The following is an 18496-nucleotide window of genomic DNA, read 5'->3' on the forward strand; positions in this document are numbered from 1 at the left end:
TGTGGTAAAAAAATGAATCTCCCAGTAACAGAATCTTGGCAAGATGTTCGCGCAGCATTAAAAGCAATTTGGGGATATGACGATTTTCGTCCCCCCCAAAAAGAAATTGTTAAATGTTTAATATCACAAAAAGATGCTCTAATTATCATGCCCACAGGTGGGGGGAAATCAATTTGTTTTCAACTCCCCGCCTTACTAAAAACAGGATTGACTTTAATAGTTTCTCCTTTAGTGGCACTGATGGAAAACCAAGTTGAGGAATTACGGCAACTATCGCAAAAGGCGGCACTTTTACATAGCGAATTAACTGCATCTCAACGCCAGGGAACTTTGCAAGCTTTGGAAAAACAGCAATTAAGATTATTGTATTTATCACCAGAAACCTTACTAAGTCCAGCAGTATGGCAAAAGTTATGTAATCCGCAACTTAAAATTAATGGTTTGATTCTTGATGAAGCCCATTGTTTAGTGCAATGGGGTGACACTTTTCGTCCAGCTTATCGGCGTTTAGGGGCTGTGCGTGAAGCTTTACTAAAGTCAAAACCACCGGGAACAAAAATTAGTATAGCAGCTTTTACAGCTACGGCTGATCCTTTAGCCCAAAAGATTATTTCTACAGTTTTAAAATTAGATCAACCTGAGATTTTTCAGATTAATCCTTATCGGGAAAATTTAAATCCTATTGTCCGAATTGCTTGGACTCCTAGAGGAAGAAAACAACAATTATTAAAGTTTATTCAAAAACGACCAAAGCAAGTTGGGTTAATTTATGTGCGGACTCGAAGAGATAGTGAAAATTTAGCCCGGTGGTTAATAGAAAATGGTTATCAAACTGCTAGTTATCATGCAGGATTAAGTCCAACAGAACGCCGCAATATTGAAGCTAGTTGGTTAGGTGGAAAAATTCTTTTTGTGGTGTGTACCTGTGCTTTTGGCATGGGGATAAATAAATCAGATGTGCGGTGGGTTGTCCACTTTCATGCGCCACATTTGTTATCGGAATATGTGCAAGAAATAGGTAGGGCGGGAAGAGATGGAAAACCTGCTGATGTTTTGACTTTGGTAAGCGAACCAACGGGATTTTTAGATGCCCAGGATAAGCAAAGACAGAAATTTTTTGCAGAACAAATGAAATCTCAACAACAAAAAGCCCAACAATTAGCGAAACAATTACCATCCCAAGGAGAAATAAATACTGTAATTAAAGAATTTCCCAATAGTGCTGTGGCACTTTCTCTTCTACATAGTAATGGACAACTGAAGTGGCTTGATCCTTTTCATTATTCTATTTCGTCAAAATCAGGAAATCCACCAGTTACACAATTACAGGCTGCTAAACAAATGAGTGAATATCTCACTACTAAAAAATGTCGTTGGCAGTTTTTGTTAAATGCCTTTGGCTTTGAAACACCTACTGCTAATTGGCGTTGTGGACATTGTGATAATTGTGGAAATCAATCATCAGCACCATGATTTTTGGGCGCAGGCCCTGCGCCCCTACCTCCTTAATTTTTAGTTGATTCTCCTTGACTACAATATTTATTTAATTGAACGCCTAGAGTATCTGATTCTTTACCGGCAGTTTTGGCGGCTGTTGTCAGTGCGGAATCAATTTCTTTTCTGGCTTTTTCAATTTTTGCTCTACCCTCTGATGATGCCTCTGCTTTTTTAGTTTCCCCAAGTGCTTGAGAAGCTTTGGCTATGGCTTCACTAAGATAATCAAAGATTTTGATAAATTTGGTTTCAAATTCTTGCAGTTTGGGATCTTTTAAGTTTAATTCCTGAATGGATTTGGTGACATTTTTTAAGTCTTTGGATAATTGCAAGCTGGTTGATACCTGTTGACCTTTTTTGATATCAATCAGTGCTGTGCCTTGATTGACAACTGTAACTAATCGCTGACATTGGGCGGTTTTAGTCTCGCTGCAACTGGTAATTAAAAACACAATGCTCATGCTAACAGGAGCAATAACTGAATAACGGGAAAACAACATTAACATCCCAAGAGCATTAAAATTCCCTAAATAGTAAGCCAGATGATCATTAATTTGCAATTAGGAATTTCTGTGTTGAGCAGTTTACCAATCTACTGGCAACCCTAATTTATCTAAGGTTTTGCCATCTTGCAACAGTGGTTGAATGTCGCTGTCTATTTGAATTTTACCAGTAGAGAGGACTAAAGCCCGTTGGGTGACTCTTCCTAGCCAATTGAGATCATGGGAAGCTATTAACATCACTTGAACGGGCAATTTTAATAATACGTGGGCTAAATGTCGTCGCCATGCTGGGTCTAGTCCGTTGGTAGGTTCGTCTAAGATGAGAATGGCAGGATCTAGGGCTAAAATCGAGGCTAGGGCGGCTAAACGTCTTTGTCCTCCAGAAAGTTCGTGAGCGGAACGATGGGCATAAGCTTCTAATCCAAAGTCGGCTAATAGCTGATGGGCTTTATCTTTTGCAGCTATGGATGAAACACCATAGTTAAGGGGTCCGAAAGTAACGTCTTCCAAGATTGTGGGCATAAATAATTGGTCGTTAGCATCTTGAAAGCTAAAACCAATTTGTTGTCGTATTTGCGGGAGAGTGGTTGGCAATAGGGGGATGCCGTTAATCCAGATTTTGCCACTTTGGGGGTGTTTTAAGCCGATGAGGTTTTCTAATAAGGTGCTTTTTCCTGAGCCTGTAGCCCCCATTAAGGCCACGCGATCGCCTGTTTGTAAGCTAAAAGAAATTTCTTGTAATACGGGTTGCTGGTGTGAATAGGCATATACCAGATTTTGGACTTCAACGACATTCGTATGCGGTTGAGAGAGAGAAATTTGGGGATTAGAAGTTAATGATGTCAAGATTCACCACTCAAATAACAGTAAAGTAAGAACTTAGGGTTAAACAAGTAGCTGTCACCCCAGCTATTAACAAGATAAAACGTTCTTTCGATTTGAGGGGGGATTCTATGGGTAATTGTCCGTTATATCCACGAGCTACCATCGCTATATAAACTCTTTCGGCTCTGTCGAGGGTACGAAGATATAAAGAGCCAATCATGGAAGCACTAGCATAACGTATCCATCCTGCTGCACCATTTAAACCACGTAATTGGGCGCTGCGCTGCATTTGCGTTACTTCTGAAAGTAATATCTCTAAGTATTGGGCGGATAAAATCAGGTTTTCCTTTAATGGGGCAGGTATTGGTAAGCTTTTGAGGGCGATACCCAAACTGTGGGGAGGTAAGGTTAATAAAAAACTATTCATGGTAATTAAACAAATTAAGGAACGCACAAGCAAAAAACTAGCTCGTTCCCATCCCAAAGGTAAAGCCACTAAAGATAGAAAAATTAATTCTGCACCGATTAATCCGCCTAGTTTACGAATGGGTACTTGTAATATGCCAACCCAGACAAGAGCGATCGCTCCATATACTAGTAAATTAGACCAAGTATGATGTTTGAGAAAAGCTGCCCCAATCACAATGATCAGGGATAATTGCAACCGTAATGGCAAGGAAATTTTAAGCATTCTTCGGTTTGATAACTTTGGCAATTCCAAAAGCCACAGCAAAGCAAGCTGTAGCGCCGACTAACCCAGCAATACTTGTCCCAATTTGTCCTAAACCTTTAATCTCATAATCAGCTAAAGGTGTCGGTACAATTACCCGCACATTTTCTCCTAAATCAATAAATCCTAAGTTGACTGCTACTTTTTCTAAACCATCTGGCCAAGCAGAAGCAAATAGAGACAACACACCCGAAATCAGTAAAATACTGACAACGGGAACTAACCAGCCTCTAACTTTGTGTTCTTCACCTGGTAACAAATCTGGGCGGGCTGTGGCTAGATAGGTTAGTACACCCCCAGTAATCGCCCCTTCACCAACACCGATGAGAATATGTACACCTGCCATCGTGGGTAAAACTATGTTGGCTGGTGCTGTCCCAGACAGGGCTAATTGAATGGCACAAGCTACAGCGGCGACAACTACGCTAACTCCTGCTGCTATTCCTGCCGCTAGGGGTAAACGCCTTTGAGAACCTCCTAATAGTCGTTGTAAGGTTTGGGTTAATCCCCACGCTACCCACACGCCGACTACTCCCATATTGAAAATATTTGCCCCCAAGGCGGTGATCCCACCATCAGCAAATAGCACGGCTTGAATAATTAAAACTGTGGCTATACATAACATTCCCGCCCAAGGACTACCTAAAATAATGGCGGCTAAAGCCCCTCCTAATAGGTGGCCGCTAGTCCCCCCCGCTACGGGAAAATTAATCATTTGGGCGGCGAAAATAAAGGCTGTGGTTAGGCCGAGAATGGGGGCGCGGCGAATACCAAACGCTGTTTGCGATCGCTCAAAAGCTACAAATAAAGCGGCTGCACTGGCTAAACTGGTGGCTGCGGCTACTGGTACAGAGACAAATCCATCGGGTATGTGCATGAGACTTTGTATTTTTTAAATGTGTTTTTTGCAGACTAATTGTAAGTAATATAACGACTAACAAAATTAATAGCAAACTAAAATTTATCTCTTTTGACAATACCCTATTGGTAGATGTTTTGGGGTTTTATTTAGGATAATTTCGTAATAAAAAATACGTCAAATTATATATTTATTTTTTCAATCGTTAACATTTGTAAATCTTTATGACATATTCTCACATTTCTAACCGCTTCAAGAAATTAGGAATTTCAAGCTTTGTTAATTTAAGTCTGAAGATGGTAGACATTTTTACGATATGGATTTTTAGTTTTTATTACAACTGTCAACAGATTTTGGATTTTGGATTTTGGATTGACTCCATCCTAAAGTGTGGAGATTGAGGATTTTAGATTGGCGATTTTTGATTAATTCCCCCCTGAAGGGAAGCTTGTATTTATATTTAGCAGTTCCTATTACTGTTGACAATGAATTTTTTATCCTGCCTTTTATTCAATCAGTTATTAAAACAAATCAACTTTGTTTAGTAGTTTATAATATTTAACAGGAGGTAATATCACAATGGCAAAATTAGCAGAATATCGGCAATATATTAAGAACTTACTTAAACAACACGCTGGTATGGTTTGGGATAACCGCATTCAAGCACAGACGATTTTTGATGGTGAAAATGACCATTATCAATTAATTTATGTAGGTTGGCGTGATCAAAATCGTATTTATGGACCTGTTTTACATCTAGATATTATTGATGATAAAATCTGGATTCAGCAAGATGGTACAGAGGTAGGAATTGCTAATGAATTGGTTGAATTAGGTGTACCAAAAGAAGATATTGTTTTAGGTTTTCAATTGCCTTCAGTCCGCAAATATACAGATTTTGCTGTTAGTTAATTAAATCTCAATTGTCTGATAGCGTAGCGTGGCGCAAGCCATATCAGGATATCCAGGATTTAAGGATTTACAGGATGTTTGCTTGAGTTGTGCTTTTAGGGTTTGAGGATTCTATACTTTTCCGTTAGACTCAAAAAACTGCAATGTGATCTAGATTAGTGCTTTTTGCTGCTTGATAGGGAATAATGGAATAAATACTTTTTGTCAGATAAAGGTGAGTTTTGACAAATGGACTGGACAACTATACTCAAAGCACAGCAGACTGATTTTATTCAAAGACTGAAATCTGGTGACTTACTCCATTGTCAGAAGGAAGGCCAGCATAGTGAATTGACGGTTATCTCTGGAGAGAGGTTAAAGCAATTACGGGATTTTTGCTGGGATATGGCTAATAAATTTAAGCAACAATACGATGTTAAGAACATCTTCTTCAATCATATGAAGGGAAAGCTGGGTGAGGAAGTTGTTAAAATCCGTTTAGGTGATTTTGTAACTGAAATTGATTATGAAAAACGCATTGGTGGAGATGGAAAAATTGATTTTACTTTAACTTCTGATCCATCAGTTGGTATTCAGGTTAAAACCCGTTATGGATATTTTGATAAAGTTCAATGGACAATTGATAGAGAAGAAATTGAAAGAAATGCTGTTTTAGTTTGTATTTTATGTCAAGAAGAATTTAGTGACACGGAAAAAGAATATGGTCTTATTATAGCTGGGTTTTTACCAACTAATATGATTAAATCAACTGGTGATAAAACTTTAGTAGGAATAGATGAATTACTTTATCCTGGCGGTTTATGTGGTTATTTAGAGAGTTTATCATTTTATGATGCTGACAAATATATCAATTTAGGTGATGAATGTCTTGATAAAAAAGATTATGAAGGTGCTGTTTTTCATTATAATCAAGCCTTACTAATAAAGCCTAATGATGCTGTTATTTACAAAAACCGGGGACAAGCACGATATTTTTTGGGAGATAACCAAGGTGCAATTGAGGATGTTAAACAAGCTGCTGATTTATCTTATAGACAAGGTGATCAGAAGTTTTATAAATATGCTCTGGATAGAATTAGAGAACTTGAACTGCAAGAGGATAATAAATCTCACAAACAATTACAGCAACTCTGGAATGTAGGTGATCATGTAATGCACAAAACATTTGGTACTGGTCAAATAACTCATGTTTTTGGATCAGGAAACAGAGTATCTTTAGCAATTAGGTTCAATGAACTAGGTCAAAAGATACTTGATCCAACCATCGCTCAACTAGTAAAGATAGATTAAATAGCTGTGAGAATCAGGTTTAAGTCTTTGTTTATATTATTTCATAAAAAATCCTGTAAATCCTTAAATCCTGGACATCCTGATTCTGACAAATAATCATATAATAGTGAATAAATATTTACCTTAATTAACTATGCAAACCACAGAATCACCCTTACAATTGCGGCTGTGGACTGTTGATGAATACCACAGAATGGCTGAAGTAGGAATATTTGAACCAAGTGAACGGGTAGAATTATTAGAAGGGAAAATAATTTGGATGGTTGCTAAAGGAACAGCCCACCGTTCAGCAGTGGGTAGAACATATAAGTTGTTGGAAAACAGAATTGGTTATAAAGCTTGCATAGCTATTCAAGACCCTGTAAAATTAAATCAAAGGTCTGAACCAGAACCAGATATTGCTGTGGTGAAAATAGATCCTTTAGACTATGCAGATCATCATCCTACACCAGCAGAAATTTATTTAATTATCGAAGTTGCAGATAGTAGTTTAAAACTAGATACAGAAATCAAAGCTAAAGCTTATTCTCAAGCAGAAATTAAAGATTATTGGGTATTAGATGTAGTGAAACGCGAATTAATTGTATTTAGAAATCCCACAACAGAAGGTTATCAAAATCAAGAAATTATCACAGAACATCAAAACATATCTCCTTTAGATTTTCCTGATTTAGAAATTGTAGTTTCCCAGATGCTACCTCTTATCTAAATCAGGATATCCAGGATTTAAGGATTTACAGAATATTGAAGTCATAAGCCCCCTCCTCGCTTGCGGGGAGGGGGTTGGGGGTGGGGTTCTTATATCTCACTGAAGCAATAACCGTTATAGTTAAATTTAACTATAAATTCAACTCTTTATTTATCTACTTAATTTCCCCTAACTGGCAATTCTTTTCTATGCTGAATTAACAACCCAATCGCCATTCCCATACCCACAATAGCCGTAAAATAAAATAACCCAATCAACCGGATATACATTGGTGGTGCAATTCCCTCAACTTCCACAGATTGCGCTACCTTCACCACTGGAAATTGACGTTTAGATTCTGGTAAAGAAATTGCTTCAACTTCTACCTTATGAGGAGCGCCATCAAAAAATTGTTCCTGCCAGATTAACTTCCCTTCTGAATTAGGAAATCCTTGATAAGCAAACACCGTTAAATCATCTTCCAATGCGATCGCACTCACTCGCAATCCCACATCCTGAATAGCTGCCCCTGTAGTGCTATCCTTGACCTCTACCGCTAAATTTGCCAACTTCCCCACCGTCGCCAGTTTATCCCCTGTAATCCTCACTTCCATGCCCTGAGATTGGCTAATTGATGGGGCGATCTTCTCATTTTTATGAGCGTGTGCATCACCGTGAGCTTCTGCAACTTCCGCCGTAATATTAATAAATAATAGCGTCACAATTGCCACTACAGTTAATGCACTTAACAACAACCGGACAGACTGCGGTGCAATTTCCCCCTCTTTGATTTCCTCTTGTCCACCAATTACCCAACCGCCTAACAATCCTAATGATAATAAAATTGCCGCAATTACCGCAAAATATTTATATTTAACAGGATTTTCTCTCACATTCAAATTCAAAGTTTGCTGATAACTAGCAAAAGCATTTGCAACCACAGGAGAAACATTGACTTGAATTTGATAATTACCCCGAATTGGTAACATCTGCTCAAATTCTAACTTACCATTTGGTGCAGCCGCCTCCAGTTCTAATAACTTTGTTCCCTCAACCATGGGAAAATCTGTAGTTAACAAAGGATTGCGGGGAGGTGTGGAAATTTGCAATTTAATTAAAGCATTGTTTAATAATTTGCCGCCAGCATCAACAGCTTGCAATGTAAACTTAACCGGAGATTGTTTTCTCTGGGTACCAGCTTCAAAAGGCAGAATTTTTTCTAAAGGTGGATTTGTTGAAAGTAAAACCTGAGATTGAGGAGTTTGGGAAACTCCAACAACAGAATATAAAATTGATAAGCAAATACAAGCAGCACTGATAACAGCAAACAGGCGATATTTTTTCATAGGAAATTAGAATTTAACAGCAAATGAATATTGTATTTATAGATTACCTGGGCGATTATAAATCGCAGCTACACAGATTAAACCCATCTACATGAGTTTATAACCATTAATTATTCCTTAGTCCACGCAGGTGGTGAGACCAGTCCTGTAGGCGGGTTTTTCTCCGTAGGGAACTGGCGTTCGCGTAGCGTGCCGGAGGCATTCACCAGAATGGACTTTGTTTGTGTAGACGCGATTTCTAATCGCCCAATACTTATAAAACTTAATGACAAGCAACGCCTAAAGCATGGTGACGCGCTGAGTGTGCTGTGTTATGCGCCGGTGGATAGGTAGAGAAAAACACAGTCCAAATCACTAAAGAAGATAACATCATGTAAAGGCTTACCTGTACTGGCTTAGAAAGGGTAATACCCGCAGTTTTTTGTAATACTAAAGTCCGAGAAAAAGTGGTCATTTGTCAACTCCCATAAATAGTTGGGTTAATTTATCAAATTACAGTGTATTTTGCTACTTAGTTACAAAAAGATATTGTCAACACCAGCAGCTATTGTCAAAATCCTAGCACCTTATTTAATTTACTAGGCTGCAAGCATCATCTGTTCTCTAGTCAACCGTAAATAAACTAATATATCAGGAATAGTCATGAAAATTACTATAGCAAATATCAAGATCCCCGACTTCTTAGAGAAGTCGGGGATCTAACTCTAAAAATTATTTTTCCAACTTATTGACAATAATTCCTAATTTTTATATTATAGCTAAAGCTAATTGCAAATTATTCGCAATTCCTTACATACCCATATCCCTATTAGTCTCATGTCTGACAACTTTACTTCCAGTAAAGATAAAATTTGGAGTCGTCGCCAACTGCTGCAAATAGGATTATCCGGTGCTGGAGTCATAAGTGCAGCGGCAATTTGGCAGATGTTGAATACCAAAAATCATACCAGTGTCAGAGTACCACCAATGGAAATGGCAGCATCTAATGGTGCTACTAACCCTATGCAGGTATTACGAGACTTTGATTATGGGACAATTAAGCAGGAAAATGGGCGCACAGTCCGCGAATTTCAACTAACTGCTGGTACTTCCACCATTCAGCTTAATAGTGCTGTCTCTTACAACATTTGGGACTTAAACGGGCGGATTCCTGGCCCAACACTCCGGGCTAAAGAAGGTGAAAAAATAAGAATACTTTTTCTCAATAATGCTGGACATTCTCACTCTTTGCATTTTCATGGAGTTCATCCTGCTGAAATGGATGGAATACGACCTGTCAGTAATGGTAGAGCGACTATATATGAATTTGATGCCGAACCCTATGGCGTTCATTTATATCACTGTCACGTTGCCCCAGTTACTCGTCACATTGCCAAGGGATTATATGGAATGTTTATTATTGATCCTCCTAAGCCTCGGCCACCAGCGGATGAAATTGTTTTAATTATGTCTGGGTATGATATAAATGATGATAACAAAAATGAATATTATGCTTTTAATGGTGTGCCACATCATTATATGCACCATCCCATTCAGATTTACCAAAATCAGTTAATTCGGGTCTATGTTTTAAATATTATTGAATTTGATCCGGCTGTGACGTTTCACCTGCACGCTAACTTCTTTGATGTTTATCGTTCGGGGATGACAATGACTCCCAGCGAAAAAACCGATGTTTTAACAATGGGTGTAGCAGAAAGGCACATTTTAGAATTTGCTTTCCGCTATCCAGGTAAATATATGTTTCATCCTCATCAAGATGCGATCGCTGAAAGCGGATGTATGGGGCAGTTTGAAGTAATCGCGGAAAAAGATTCCCAAAAATCCGTCAATAAATCCTGACAAAACTCAGAAAGATTACTTAATTTATACTTGTCTTTTAGAATAATAGTTGATAAATATTTGCATTTATGATAAATCATAATTACATCTAAAACGAAATATTTGCCAATTTATCTACTACTAAATCCTTAAATTACAAACATTAACAGTTTACCAGGAGCAAAAATGATCAAATTCCGTTATTTATTCTTGTCTATCGCTGCTTGTGCCATGATTTCCTTGACTTCTTGTACCAGCGACATACCAAAAGCAGAAATGCAAACACAAAGCACAGTTCCGGTTGCAGAAATAAGCGCTCATGGTGGTCATGGTAATAAAGCTAAAATTAATATCAATAATGCAATTTTATCGCAGTTAGATAAATTAGAAGCTACATTAGGAATTCCGGCTTTATCAAATAAGATTCAAGCAAACCGTCCCTACGGAAGCCCAACAGATTTAGTTAGTAAAAAAGTTATTACTCAACCCCAGTTTGATCAAATAAAAGACATGGTGACAGTTGAGGAAGTTGTCCTCACAGGTGAAGCAAAAGATATTGACTACATGACCAAATTGGGATTAATGAAAGGACATCTTTTAGTAGCCAAAGAATTATTAGATCAAAATCAACCTAAACAGGCTCAACCCCATATTGGACATCCAGTTGAGGAAATTTATATTGATGTTGAAGAACAATTGGAAGAACGCAAAGTTAAAGAATTTAAAAGTAATTTGGTAAGTTTAACTGATTTAGTTAAATCTAATCCCAAGGATGCCAGGATTAAAACTAACTTTACCACTTCCGTGCAAGCTGTAGATAGTGCGATCGCAGCTTTACCAACCGCAGAACGTAGCAAACCCGAATTTGTTCTCCAAGTCATCAACGGTTTACTAGATGCCGCTAACTCAGAATATGGTGCTGCAACTGCCAACGGCAAAATTACCGCCCCCATTGAGTATCAAGATTCTCGTGGCTTTATAGTCTATTCCCAAGAACTATATAAAGGTATTTCTAGCCCAATGACACAAGAACATCCTGAGTCGCACAAAGCCATAGATGCAGCATTTGTGGAACTGGTGAAAGTTTGGCCTACTGCTATCCCTCCAGCACAAGCAGTCAACACTCCAGAAAATGTTACCAAGCTAGTAAAAACCATTGAGGAAAATACCCAAAAAGTGCGAACAAAAACTAGCACTAAAGCACAAAATTAGTATTTTCACACCATTGGAAGTCCAGAATAAGACGTTTAAAATGGTGAGTAAGAGGGAAAATAGTTAAAAACTAAAAGTGAACCCAGTTTGGGGTTTTAGAACCTGAAAAAAGTATAACTGCTCACTAATAATTGGTAGCTAAAGACTCTCCTTATGTAACTTTGCTCAACTTAACAACTAATGCAAGAACTCGACAGCCAAAAGACAATTGATATCCTCAACGCCATTATGGAATTTGAACTAGCAGGGGTAGTTCGCTACACCCATTATTCCTTAATGGTAACAGGTCCAAATCGTATCCCCATTGTGGCATTCTTCAAGGCTCAAGCCACAGAATCGTTACTCCATGCCCAACAAGTAGGAGAAATTCTCACAGGTTTAGAAGGACATCCTACTTTGAGAATTGCCCCAATGGAAGAAACTTTCAAACATAACGTTAAGGACATCTTGCAAGAAAGTTTATCCCATGAAAAGAAAGCTTTGGATATGTACAAAAGTCTTCTAGATACCGTCAATAACGCCAGTATTTATTTAGAAGAATTCGCTCGTGGTATGATCGGACAAGAAGAGATGCACAATCTCGAACTCAAAAAAATGTTACGCGATTTCAGCTAATAAAGCAGGAGTCAGGAGTCAGAAGTCAGGAGTCAGGAGGAAGAAAGAAAGAAGAAAAATCACTGACAACTGACAACTAACAACTGACAACTGACAACTAACAACTGACAACTGACAACTAACAACTGACAACTGACAACTAACAACTGACAACTGACAACTAACAACTGACAACTGACAACTAACAACTGACAACTGACAAATAAAATGAATTTTAGTACCGCTCTACCTACTTTTGTAATCACTCTCCGAGAAGGTGTAGAAGCCGCTCTGGTTGTGGGTATTGTCCTCGCATTATTAAAAAAAGCCAAACAATCTCGATTGAACCCTTGGGTTTACACTGGTGTTATTGTTGGTATTATAGTTAGTGGCTTAATCGGTGTTTTATTTACGGGGATCATTAAATTCTTAGGATCTATTAATCCTCAATATACATCCGTTGTTGAGCCAACATTAGAAGGCGTATTTAGTGTTTTAGCCATAGTCATGCTCAGTTGGATGCTTATCTGGATGACAAAACAAGCCAGATTTATGAAAGCACAAGTTGAGGGAGCAGTCACAGACGCATTAGGCAAAAACTCAAATGCTGGTTGGGGTGTTTTTAGTTTAATTTTAGTCGCCATTGTCCGCGAAGGATTTGAAACTGTTTTATTTGTTGCCGCCAATTTTCAACAAGGTTTATTACCAACTTTAGGCGCACTTGGTGGTTTAGCCACAGCCACAGCCATTGGAGTTCTATTATTTAAATGGGGTGTAAAAATTAATATCCGCCAATTTTTCCAAGTCATGGGTGTTTTATTAATATTAATTGTTTCTGGGTTAGTAGTTTCTGGTTTACAACACTTTGATGAAGCTATAGCTAATCTCTCTCTGAGTAGTCGTTCTTCGGAAAATCTTTGTTTCTATTATGAACACTTTACCAGAATTCACTCTTGTATCTTAGGTCCAATAGTTTGGAATACCGAAAAAATCTTATCTGATGAACAGTTTCCCGGTATCATTCTTAAATCATTATTTGGTTATAGGGACAAAATCTATATTGTTCAAGCTGTGGGATATTTGGTATTTCTGATTAGTATTGGTGGACTATATTTCCGGAGTATTATAGGTGGAAATAATCAATCTAGCAAAAATAAAGTTATGACCAGTACGGCCACTAAGAATTAAAAATAAAAGACTGATAATCAGGGAAAGGGTCAAATTCTTGCCAATTCCCTGTTTCCTATATCTTGCATTCTACTCCGAAACCTGAAAAGTCGAACTAATTATAGGCGCTGACATTTCTGAAAGAGGCGAGACTGTCTTGGGACGTATTGGAGTAGTATTACTCAATACGGCGATAAGTTGCAATAAAAATGTAATAAAAGCTGCTTGTATAAGTTTTTCTAGCATAATACCCCTCTCTTGATTTATATGGATGAGAGTTCCATGGGAACTGGTTATTCTAAATACACTTTGCGTTATTGATTTATCGGATTCGGTAAATATAATCTGAGAATATCGCAGAAATTTGTGAAAGAATGTGATCTAGCTCTCTCTTTATGTGTACTTAACAAGTGAGACGGTTGTTTTTTCAAAAAGTGTCCTGGAAATACAAATTTATTTTTAAATTTACGGAAATAGATGATTCTAATACTCCAATTATTCAGTTATTAGAAACCGTACAAATACTGATATTTGCGTAAAATAGATTTCTTTACTAAAAATTCTATCTGTTCTCTTTGCCCAATTTATTTGAATCTTAATTGGCAATTTCAACACAATCAGCCTTTGTCACCGATAGAATAAATGAAAAATAGCTAAAAACACGCTAAATGATTCCTATCGTTATTGAACAATCGGGTCGAGGCGAACGTGCCTTTGATATCTATTCACGGCTGTTGCGTGAGCGGATTATTTTTTTGGGAGAACAGGTTGATAGCAATCTGGCTAACTTGATTGTCGCCCAACTGCTGTTTTTAGATTCTGAGGATGCGGAGAAGGACATATATATGTACATTAATTCTCCTGGTGGTTCAGTAACAGCAGGTATGGGTATTTTTGATACAATGAAACATATCCGCCCTGATATCTGTACAATTTGTACTGGATTAGCCGCCAGTATGGGAGCTTTTCTCCTCAGCGCGGGTACAAAGGGTAAGCGGATGAGTTTACCCCATTCACGGATTATGATTCACCAACCTCTCGGTGGCGCACAAGGACAGGCGACTGATATTGCGATTCAAGCCCGCGAGATTTTGTATCACAAGCAGCGGCTGAATGAATATCTTGCTGAACATACTGGGCAACCTTTTGAGCGGATTTCTGAAGATACAGAACGTGATTTCTTCATGTCTCCTGCTGAAGCTAGGGAATATGGCTTGATTGATCAAGTAATTGACCGTCATGCTGCCGGTAGTCGTCCTGTGGCTTTAGTTTAGTTATTGGTCAGTGGTCAGTGGTCAGTGGGAATAAAACTCTCCCCCTGCACCCTGCCCCCCCCTGTTCCCTGTTCCCTTCCTACTAACGATAGAATTAAAATATATTGTTCACTATCAAGCCATCGAAAACCATGCCGTCTGATATTGCTGTCGAGAAGAAAAAATTAAAAAATCCACCTTTGCAAATGCACTACTTGGGCGATCGCGTTTTGCGTCAGCCGGCAAAGCGTGTTACCAAAATAGATGACGAACTCCGCCAGCTAGTGCGCGAAATGCTGCAAACTATGTATAGCTCAGATGGCATTGGTTTGGCTGCACCTCAAGTTGGTATCAATAAACAACTGATCGTGATTGACATTGAACCAGATCAACCTCATCATCCGCCATTAGTGTTAATTAACCCTACCATTAAACAGGTTAGCAGTAAGCTCTGTGTAGCTCAGGAAGGATGCTTGAGTATTCCTAATGTCTTCCTAGATGTAAAACGTCCAGAAGTGGTAACAATCGCCTATAAAGACGAGTATGGCCGCCCCCAAACATTAACAGCAGGTGATTTACTTGGTCGCTGTATTCTTCACGAATTAGATCACCTTAATGGTGTGGTATTTGTAGATCGTGTAGAAAATTCCTTGACTTTAAACGAAGAGTTATCTAAAAATGGCTTCTCGTATCAGGCAGTGAAACCAGTAGTATAGGGTGGTCTAGTAGTGTATTTAACTCCAAAAAGCGGTTTATTTTTAGGTGGTGCTTGTATTGCAGCGATCGCCGCTGTTGGTTCAGTTTTTGAATTGAGTTATGGAGAACCAGATTTTGGTGTCCCAACCACTGCCATTATCCTAGCCTTGAGCATTCCTCTCACCGTATTCTTTTTTATTGCCGCAGTGAAGGATGCACGAGATAATATAGGATAAGCATCAGGTATATGAAAAAGGTAAGAGGATGAATGAGGAATGCACACTTCACCCTTTTACCTTTTATTTTTTACTAAGTAATTGGTAATTGAGAAGATGATTATCAATCATGAAAATTCAACTAAAACCAGAAACTGAAGAACTGATCCAATCCTATATTGCCACAGGTCATTATACCAACGCCGATGATGTGATAATTAAAGCACTTAAAGTATTATCGGAGTGGGAAAAAGAGGATCAGGAATAGGAACAAGAAACACGCAAAAAAGTAGCTGTAGGACTTGCCTAAATTGACCAAGGTGAAGTTGTTAGTAGTGATATTGTTATGGCTAGATTACAAGAAAAAATTAATAAAATTGCCCCAGAGATTTTTCTATTTGTCTTACCATTTTTATTGTTAATTCAGCTATTCTCTGATTAAATTCACAGATTTCTAACATAAAAAATACGATAATTGACAATACTTGGTTATTATAAACTATGGGGATACCAAAGCCAGTTTTAATATTAAAAACCTGGGCAATTTGATTGCGTAAAAAGTATTTTTCTGACTCATCTGAAGCATTTAATAACCATTCTGGCTGCTGTGATAACCAGACTCTTCCCGGTAAACCTTGACCTGGAAGCAAAATAAACCCCTCACTACACATTCTGAATTGTTCTAAATTAACTAAATCGTCACTATTTTGGATATTGAAACCCCAAATTGGACTAAAGACAAGATTTTTATTATCCTCATCAGGTATCCAAATTTCAGCGTAATTCCAGTCAGTTGAATGACAAATTTGAGTAAGTGCAATATCTAGAACGGTTTCAAAATCTGTGGCTTGGCTGATCTTCTGACTCAAATTGTGGATTTGTGCAAATTTTACCTTTGTTAATTGGGACATAAATTTTACGGACACTTTGCTAATTTAACTGTGAATTTTGAATTGTTTAATTGTGAGCATAACTGAATGGACAACCAGAATTTATAATTGCAGTATCCCAAGGATCTGATTGATAGAAATAGTTAGGCTTGAGTTTACGATTACCATCAAAGTTGTTAGTAAATACTGGCGTAGTTGAGGCTGAAATAGGTGGTAATATATATTCTCTATCTGCTTGCACAGGACGACCACAGCGATGTTCATTTTCTGCAAAACTCATAAAAGAATCAGTCAAAGTATGATGATCAACTATTCTCACTCCTCGCTGTTTGTAAGAGTGCAGAACCGCAATATTTAACTCTATTAAGGCTAAATCTTTCCATAACGTCATGTTTTGACTACAATCTAATCCTATCCTTTTGGCGATAGTTGGCAACATATTATAACGATATGTATCGCTAAAATTACGAGCGCCTATTTCCGTACTCATATAAAAACCATTGAATGGGGCGGCGGTGTATTGAATGCCTCCCAAATCAAGTACCATATTGCTTACAGCAGGTAATCCATACCATTTAAGTTCTAATTCTTCAAACCATTGATAACGGGGATGAAAAAGCGGTACTTCCATAATTAATTTTGGGGGAATTTCAATCCAGTGGGGATCTTTATTAGGAAGTTGAATAATTAATGGTAGATAGTCAAAGCGCGTTCTTGCACCTCTTGTCCAGCCCAATTTCAAAGCCTGATCTGTTAATTCTACATTGCCCGGATCGCCTAAAATTGTTCCATCTGGTTGTCGGTAGCCAGCATAACGAAAATATTGATCATTCCAAATCTTTCTACCATCGGGTTTAAAAATGCTAATATTTGCCCTTAAATCACCGTTGTTAGTGCCTAATTTGATATGTTCCAAAATAGCTTGAAACATTTCTGATTCTGTTTCTAAATGTCGCAAATCTCGAACATTCAAAGTTTGCCAAAAATTGCGTCCTAGACAACGGTTACTATTACGCCAGGCAATTTTTGCACCATAGGCTAATTCATCAAAAGTCTGTTCATAAGTTCCAGTCTCGTCAATTGATGCTTGAACTTCTTCCCATCGAGGCAAAAATACTGTTGATAAACCGCGTTCAATGTAGCACTGTTTTAAAAAGGCAAAGGCTTCATCTTTAACTGAAGAGATCAGTCCCACATCAAAACTATCATGTTCTATGGGACAAATACCACTAGGTATTTGAATGGCTGGTAATAGTGGGGTGGTTTTTTTGGCATTTCCTTGATCATCTAATGTAGATATAAATGATTCTTCTCGAATTGCTGTTTCATCCCATTCAGCTTGTTGCAAATATCCCCGCACTGCATCCATATAGCCTTGGTTTCCACACATAAATGCTATGGCATTAGGAGTCCAATGATAGTTATTTTGGATATCTTCGGCTTTAATTCTGCCGTATTTCCCAGTATCCCGCAAATTAAATGTGATGTGAGGATGTTCAGCGGTTATTTGTGTTAATTCTGATTGAAAAATAAAGCTTTCGGGACTGTGTGCAGACCAGTCTAAATGAAAGGGTCGTTGATCTTTTCTTTGTGCTAAAGTTCGCATCATTGATATCGCTGGAGTGACACCAATTCCTCCCGCAAAGAAAATTACAGGAGTTTCATTTTCTAAATAATATTCTCCTCTGGGTTCAGAAATTCGTAATAAAGAATCTGCATTTGTGCGATCGCATAACCAAGGCGAAAATACTCCTAATTCTTCCCGTTTAACTGTAATTTCATAAAATTCTGTTTCATCTGCTGCCGAAGTTAAAGTATACGCCCTTGTTACCCAACGACCATTTACCCGGCCTTGCACTAAAATATGTTGTCCTGGTTTAAAAGTCACCACATCTGCATTCACTGGACGTAATTGCAAGCGGGTGATACCTTGTCCTAAATATTCTTTAGTTACTAATTCGGCTACTAATAAACTAGTGGTCTGTCAGTTTTCTATTTGTG

The 18496-nt window shown here is 38.0% G+C and carries 21 protein-coding genes and 1 pseudogene; 13 read left to right on the forward strand and 9 right to left on the reverse strand.

Features of this window, described 5'->3' with window-relative positions; genetic code table 11:
- The first annotated feature begins 12 nt into the window (after window positions 1-12).
- Window positions 13-1473 carry an ATP-dependent DNA helicase RecQ gene (locus tag FJR05_RS18360; RefSeq protein WP_168645448.1) on the forward strand — a complete coding sequence of 487 codons (1461 nt, stop codon included), beginning with the start codon at window positions 13-15 and terminating at the stop codon, window positions 1471-1473.
- A gap of 32 nt (window positions 1474-1505) precedes the next feature.
- Here the strand turns inward: FJR05_RS18360 and FJR05_RS18365 are convergent, their stop codons facing one another.
- The 4 genes from FJR05_RS18365 to FJR05_RS18380 form a co-directional block, all read right to left on the reverse strand.
- The gene (locus FJR05_RS18365; protein WP_168645470.1) at window positions 1506-2000 is read right to left on the reverse strand and encodes a hypothetical protein; all 495 of its coding nucleotides are present in this window, start codon (window positions 1998-2000) and stop codon (window positions 1506-1508) included.
- A gap of 78 nt (window positions 2001-2078) precedes the next feature.
- Window positions 2079-2843, reverse strand: a complete 765-nt coding sequence (locus FJR05_RS18370; protein WP_168645449.1) for an energy-coupling factor ABC transporter ATP-binding protein — start codon at window positions 2841-2843, stop codon at window positions 2079-2081.
- A gap of 10 nt (window positions 2844-2853) precedes the next feature.
- Window positions 2854-3513: an energy-coupling factor transporter transmembrane protein EcfT gene (locus FJR05_RS18375; RefSeq protein WP_168645450.1), complete on the reverse strand. Its 660-nt coding sequence runs from the start codon at window positions 3511-3513 to the stop codon at window positions 2854-2856.
- Window positions 3506-4429, reverse strand: coding sequence for an energy-coupling factor ABC transporter permease (locus FJR05_RS18380; protein ID WP_168645451.1), 924 nt, complete (start codon window positions 4427-4429; stop codon window positions 3506-3508). The genes FJR05_RS18375 and FJR05_RS18380 overlap by 8 nt, the downstream gene beginning before the upstream one ends.
- A gap of 370 nt (window positions 4430-4799) precedes the next feature.
- Here FJR05_RS18380 and FJR05_RS28030 point away from each other — a divergent pair, with 370 nt between their 5' ends.
- The 4 genes from FJR05_RS28030 (at window position 4800) to FJR05_RS18400 (ending at window position 7322) form a co-directional block, all read left to right on the forward strand.
- Complete coding sequence (locus FJR05_RS28030) at window positions 4800-4973, forward strand: element excision factor XisH family protein (RefSeq protein ID WP_168645452.1); 174 nt, start codon at window positions 4800-4802, stop codon at window positions 4971-4973.
- A gap of 17 nt (window positions 4974-4990) precedes the next feature.
- Window positions 4991-5323, forward strand: coding sequence for a XisI protein (locus FJR05_RS18390; protein WP_168645453.1), 333 nt, complete (start codon window positions 4991-4993; stop codon window positions 5321-5323).
- Window positions 5324-5707: 384 nt separating this feature from the next.
- Entirely contained in the window at window positions 5708-6613 is a 906-nt protein-coding gene (locus FJR05_RS28035; RefSeq protein WP_371416909.1) for a tetratricopeptide repeat protein, read from the forward strand.
- Window positions 6614-6746: 133 nt separating this feature from the next.
- Window positions 6747-7322 carry a Uma2 family endonuclease gene (locus FJR05_RS18400; RefSeq protein ID WP_168645454.1) on the forward strand — a complete coding sequence of 192 codons (576 nt, stop codon included), beginning with the start codon at window positions 6747-6749 and terminating at the stop codon, window positions 7320-7322.
- 158 nt (window positions 7323-7480) lie between these two features.
- Here FJR05_RS18400 and FJR05_RS18405 read toward each other — a convergent pair whose 3' ends face one another.
- Entirely contained in the window at window positions 7481-8647 is a 1167-nt protein-coding gene (locus FJR05_RS18405; protein WP_168645455.1) for a hypothetical protein, read from the reverse strand.
- 262 nt (window positions 8648-8909) lie between these two features.
- Complete coding sequence (locus FJR05_RS18410) at window positions 8910-9101, reverse strand: CbtB-domain containing protein (RefSeq protein ID WP_072033599.1); 192 nt, start codon at window positions 9099-9101, stop codon at window positions 8910-8912.
- Window positions 9102-9463: 362 nt separating this feature from the next.
- Between FJR05_RS18410 and FJR05_RS18415 the strand changes: the two genes are divergently transcribed.
- From FJR05_RS18415 to FJR05_RS28040, 8 genes are all read left to right on the forward strand, one after another.
- On the forward strand, window positions 9464-10489 hold the full coding sequence (locus tag FJR05_RS18415; RefSeq protein WP_168645456.1) for a multicopper oxidase domain-containing protein: 1026 nt from the start codon (window positions 9464-9466) through the stop codon (window positions 10487-10489).
- A 165-nt stretch (window positions 10490-10654) separates the two neighbouring features.
- The gene (locus tag FJR05_RS18420) at window positions 10655-11680 is read left to right on the forward strand and encodes a helix-hairpin-helix domain-containing protein (protein ID WP_168645457.1); all 1026 of its coding nucleotides are present in this window, start codon (window positions 10655-10657) and stop codon (window positions 11678-11680) included.
- Between the two features lie 180 nt (window positions 11681-11860).
- Window positions 11861-12295 (forward strand): bacterioferritin, encoded by a 435-nt coding sequence (locus FJR05_RS18425; RefSeq protein ID WP_168645458.1) that lies wholly within the window; start codon window positions 11861-11863, stop codon window positions 12293-12295.
- A 207-nt stretch (window positions 12296-12502) separates the two neighbouring features.
- Window positions 12503-13462, forward strand: a complete 960-nt coding sequence (locus FJR05_RS18430) for an FTR1 family protein (RefSeq protein WP_168645459.1) — start codon at window positions 12503-12505, stop codon at window positions 13460-13462.
- 647 nt (window positions 13463-14109) lie between these two features.
- Window positions 14110-14715, forward strand: a complete 606-nt coding sequence (gene clpP, locus FJR05_RS18435; RefSeq protein WP_168645460.1) for an ATP-dependent Clp endopeptidase proteolytic subunit ClpP — start codon at window positions 14110-14112, stop codon at window positions 14713-14715.
- A 131-nt stretch (window positions 14716-14846) separates the two neighbouring features.
- Complete coding sequence (gene def / locus FJR05_RS18440) at window positions 14847-15410, forward strand: peptide deformylase (protein ID WP_168645461.1); 564 nt, start codon at window positions 14847-14849, stop codon at window positions 15408-15410.
- Window positions 15411-15422: 12 nt separating this feature from the next.
- On the forward strand, window positions 15423-15626 hold the full coding sequence (locus FJR05_RS18445; RefSeq protein WP_168645462.1) for a hypothetical protein: 204 nt from the start codon (window positions 15423-15425) through the stop codon (window positions 15624-15626).
- Between the two features lie 109 nt (window positions 15627-15735).
- On the forward strand, window positions 15736-15873 hold the full coding sequence (locus FJR05_RS28040; protein WP_371416910.1) for a type II toxin-antitoxin system ParD family antitoxin: 138 nt from the start codon (window positions 15736-15738) through the stop codon (window positions 15871-15873).
- Between the two features lie 100 nt (window positions 15874-15973).
- On the opposite strand, the gene FJR05_RS18455 is transcribed toward FJR05_RS28040, so the two are convergent.
- The 3 genes and pseudogenes from FJR05_RS18455 to FJR05_RS27685 all read right to left on the reverse strand — a co-directional run.
- A complete protein-coding gene (locus tag FJR05_RS18455) occupies window positions 15974-16516 on the reverse strand; it encodes a GAF domain-containing protein (RefSeq protein WP_168645463.1) in 543 nt (180 codons plus the stop codon).
- A gap of 46 nt (window positions 16517-16562) precedes the next feature.
- Window positions 16563-17885: a nitric oxide synthase oxygenase gene (locus tag FJR05_RS18460; protein WP_371416911.1), complete on the reverse strand. Its 1323-nt coding sequence runs from the start codon at window positions 17883-17885 to the stop codon at window positions 16563-16565.
- Window positions 17862-18443, reverse strand: a pseudogene (locus tag FJR05_RS27685) (ferredoxin--NADP reductase); the annotation flags it as partial. The pseudogene FJR05_RS27685 and the gene FJR05_RS18460, both read right to left, overlap by 24 nt.
- Between the last annotated feature and the right edge of the window lie 53 nt (window positions 18444-18496).

The organism is Dolichospermum sp. UHCC 0259 (assembly GCF_009711935.1).
In the GTDB taxonomy this organism is placed as follows: Bacteria; Cyanobacteriota; Cyanobacteriia; order Cyanobacteriales; family Nostocaceae; genus Dolichospermum.

Bases quoted from the DNA above. Each gene is read 5' to 3' on its own strand.
- FJR05_RS28040 (WP_371416910.1), top strand. From the start codon at position 15,736: ATGAAAATTCAACTAAAACCAGAAACTGAAGAACTGATCCAATCCTAT.
- FJR05_RS18400 (WP_168645454.1), top strand. From the start codon at position 6,747: ATGCAAACCACAGAATCACCCTTACAATTGCGGCTGTGGACTGTTGAT.
- FJR05_RS18425 (WP_168645458.1), top strand. From the start codon at position 11,861: ATGCAAGAACTCGACAGCCAAAAGACAATTGATATCCTCAACGCCATT.
- FJR05_RS18405 (WP_168645455.1), bottom strand. From the start codon at position 8,647: ATGAAAAAATATCGCCTGTTTGCTGTTATCAGTGCTGCTTGTATTTGC.
- FJR05_RS28035 (WP_371416909.1), top strand. From the start codon at position 5,708: ATGGCTAATAAATTTAAGCAACAATACGATGTTAAGAACATCTTCTTC.
- FJR05_RS18415 (WP_168645456.1), top strand. From the start codon at position 9,464: ATGTCTGACAACTTTACTTCCAGTAAAGATAAAATTTGGAGTCGTCGC.
- FJR05_RS18390 (WP_168645453.1), top strand. From the start codon at position 4,991: ATGGCAAAATTAGCAGAATATCGGCAATATATTAAGAACTTACTTAAA.
- FJR05_RS18375 (WP_168645450.1), bottom strand. From the start codon at position 3,513: ATGCTTAAAATTTCCTTGCCATTACGGTTGCAATTATCCCTGATCATT.
- FJR05_RS18460 (WP_371416911.1), bottom strand. From the start codon at position 17,885: ATGTGTGGAAACCAAGGCTATATGGATGCAGTGCGGGGATATTTGCAA.
- FJR05_RS18455 (WP_168645463.1), bottom strand. From the start codon at position 16,516: ATGTCCCAATTAACAAAGGTAAAATTTGCACAAATCCACAATTTGAGT.
- FJR05_RS18410 (WP_072033599.1), bottom strand. From the start codon at position 9,101: ATGACCACTTTTTCTCGGACTTTAGTATTACAAAAAACTGCGGGTATT.
- FJR05_RS18365 (WP_168645470.1), bottom strand. From the start codon at position 2,000: ATGTTAATGTTGTTTTCCCGTTATTCAGTTATTGCTCCTGTTAGCATG.
- def (WP_168645461.1), top strand. From the start codon at position 14,847: ATGCCGTCTGATATTGCTGTCGAGAAGAAAAAATTAAAAAATCCACCT.
- FJR05_RS18430 (WP_168645459.1), top strand. From the start codon at position 12,503: ATGAATTTTAGTACCGCTCTACCTACTTTTGTAATCACTCTCCGAGAA.
- FJR05_RS18360 (WP_168645448.1), top strand. From the start codon at position 13: ATGAATCTCCCAGTAACAGAATCTTGGCAAGATGTTCGCGCAGCATTA.
- clpP (WP_168645460.1), top strand. From the start codon at position 14,110: ATGATTCCTATCGTTATTGAACAATCGGGTCGAGGCGAACGTGCCTTT.
- FJR05_RS18420 (WP_168645457.1), top strand. From the start codon at position 10,655: ATGATCAAATTCCGTTATTTATTCTTGTCTATCGCTGCTTGTGCCATG.
- FJR05_RS18380 (WP_168645451.1), bottom strand. From the start codon at position 4,429: ATGCACATACCCGATGGATTTGTCTCTGTACCAGTAGCCGCAGCCACC.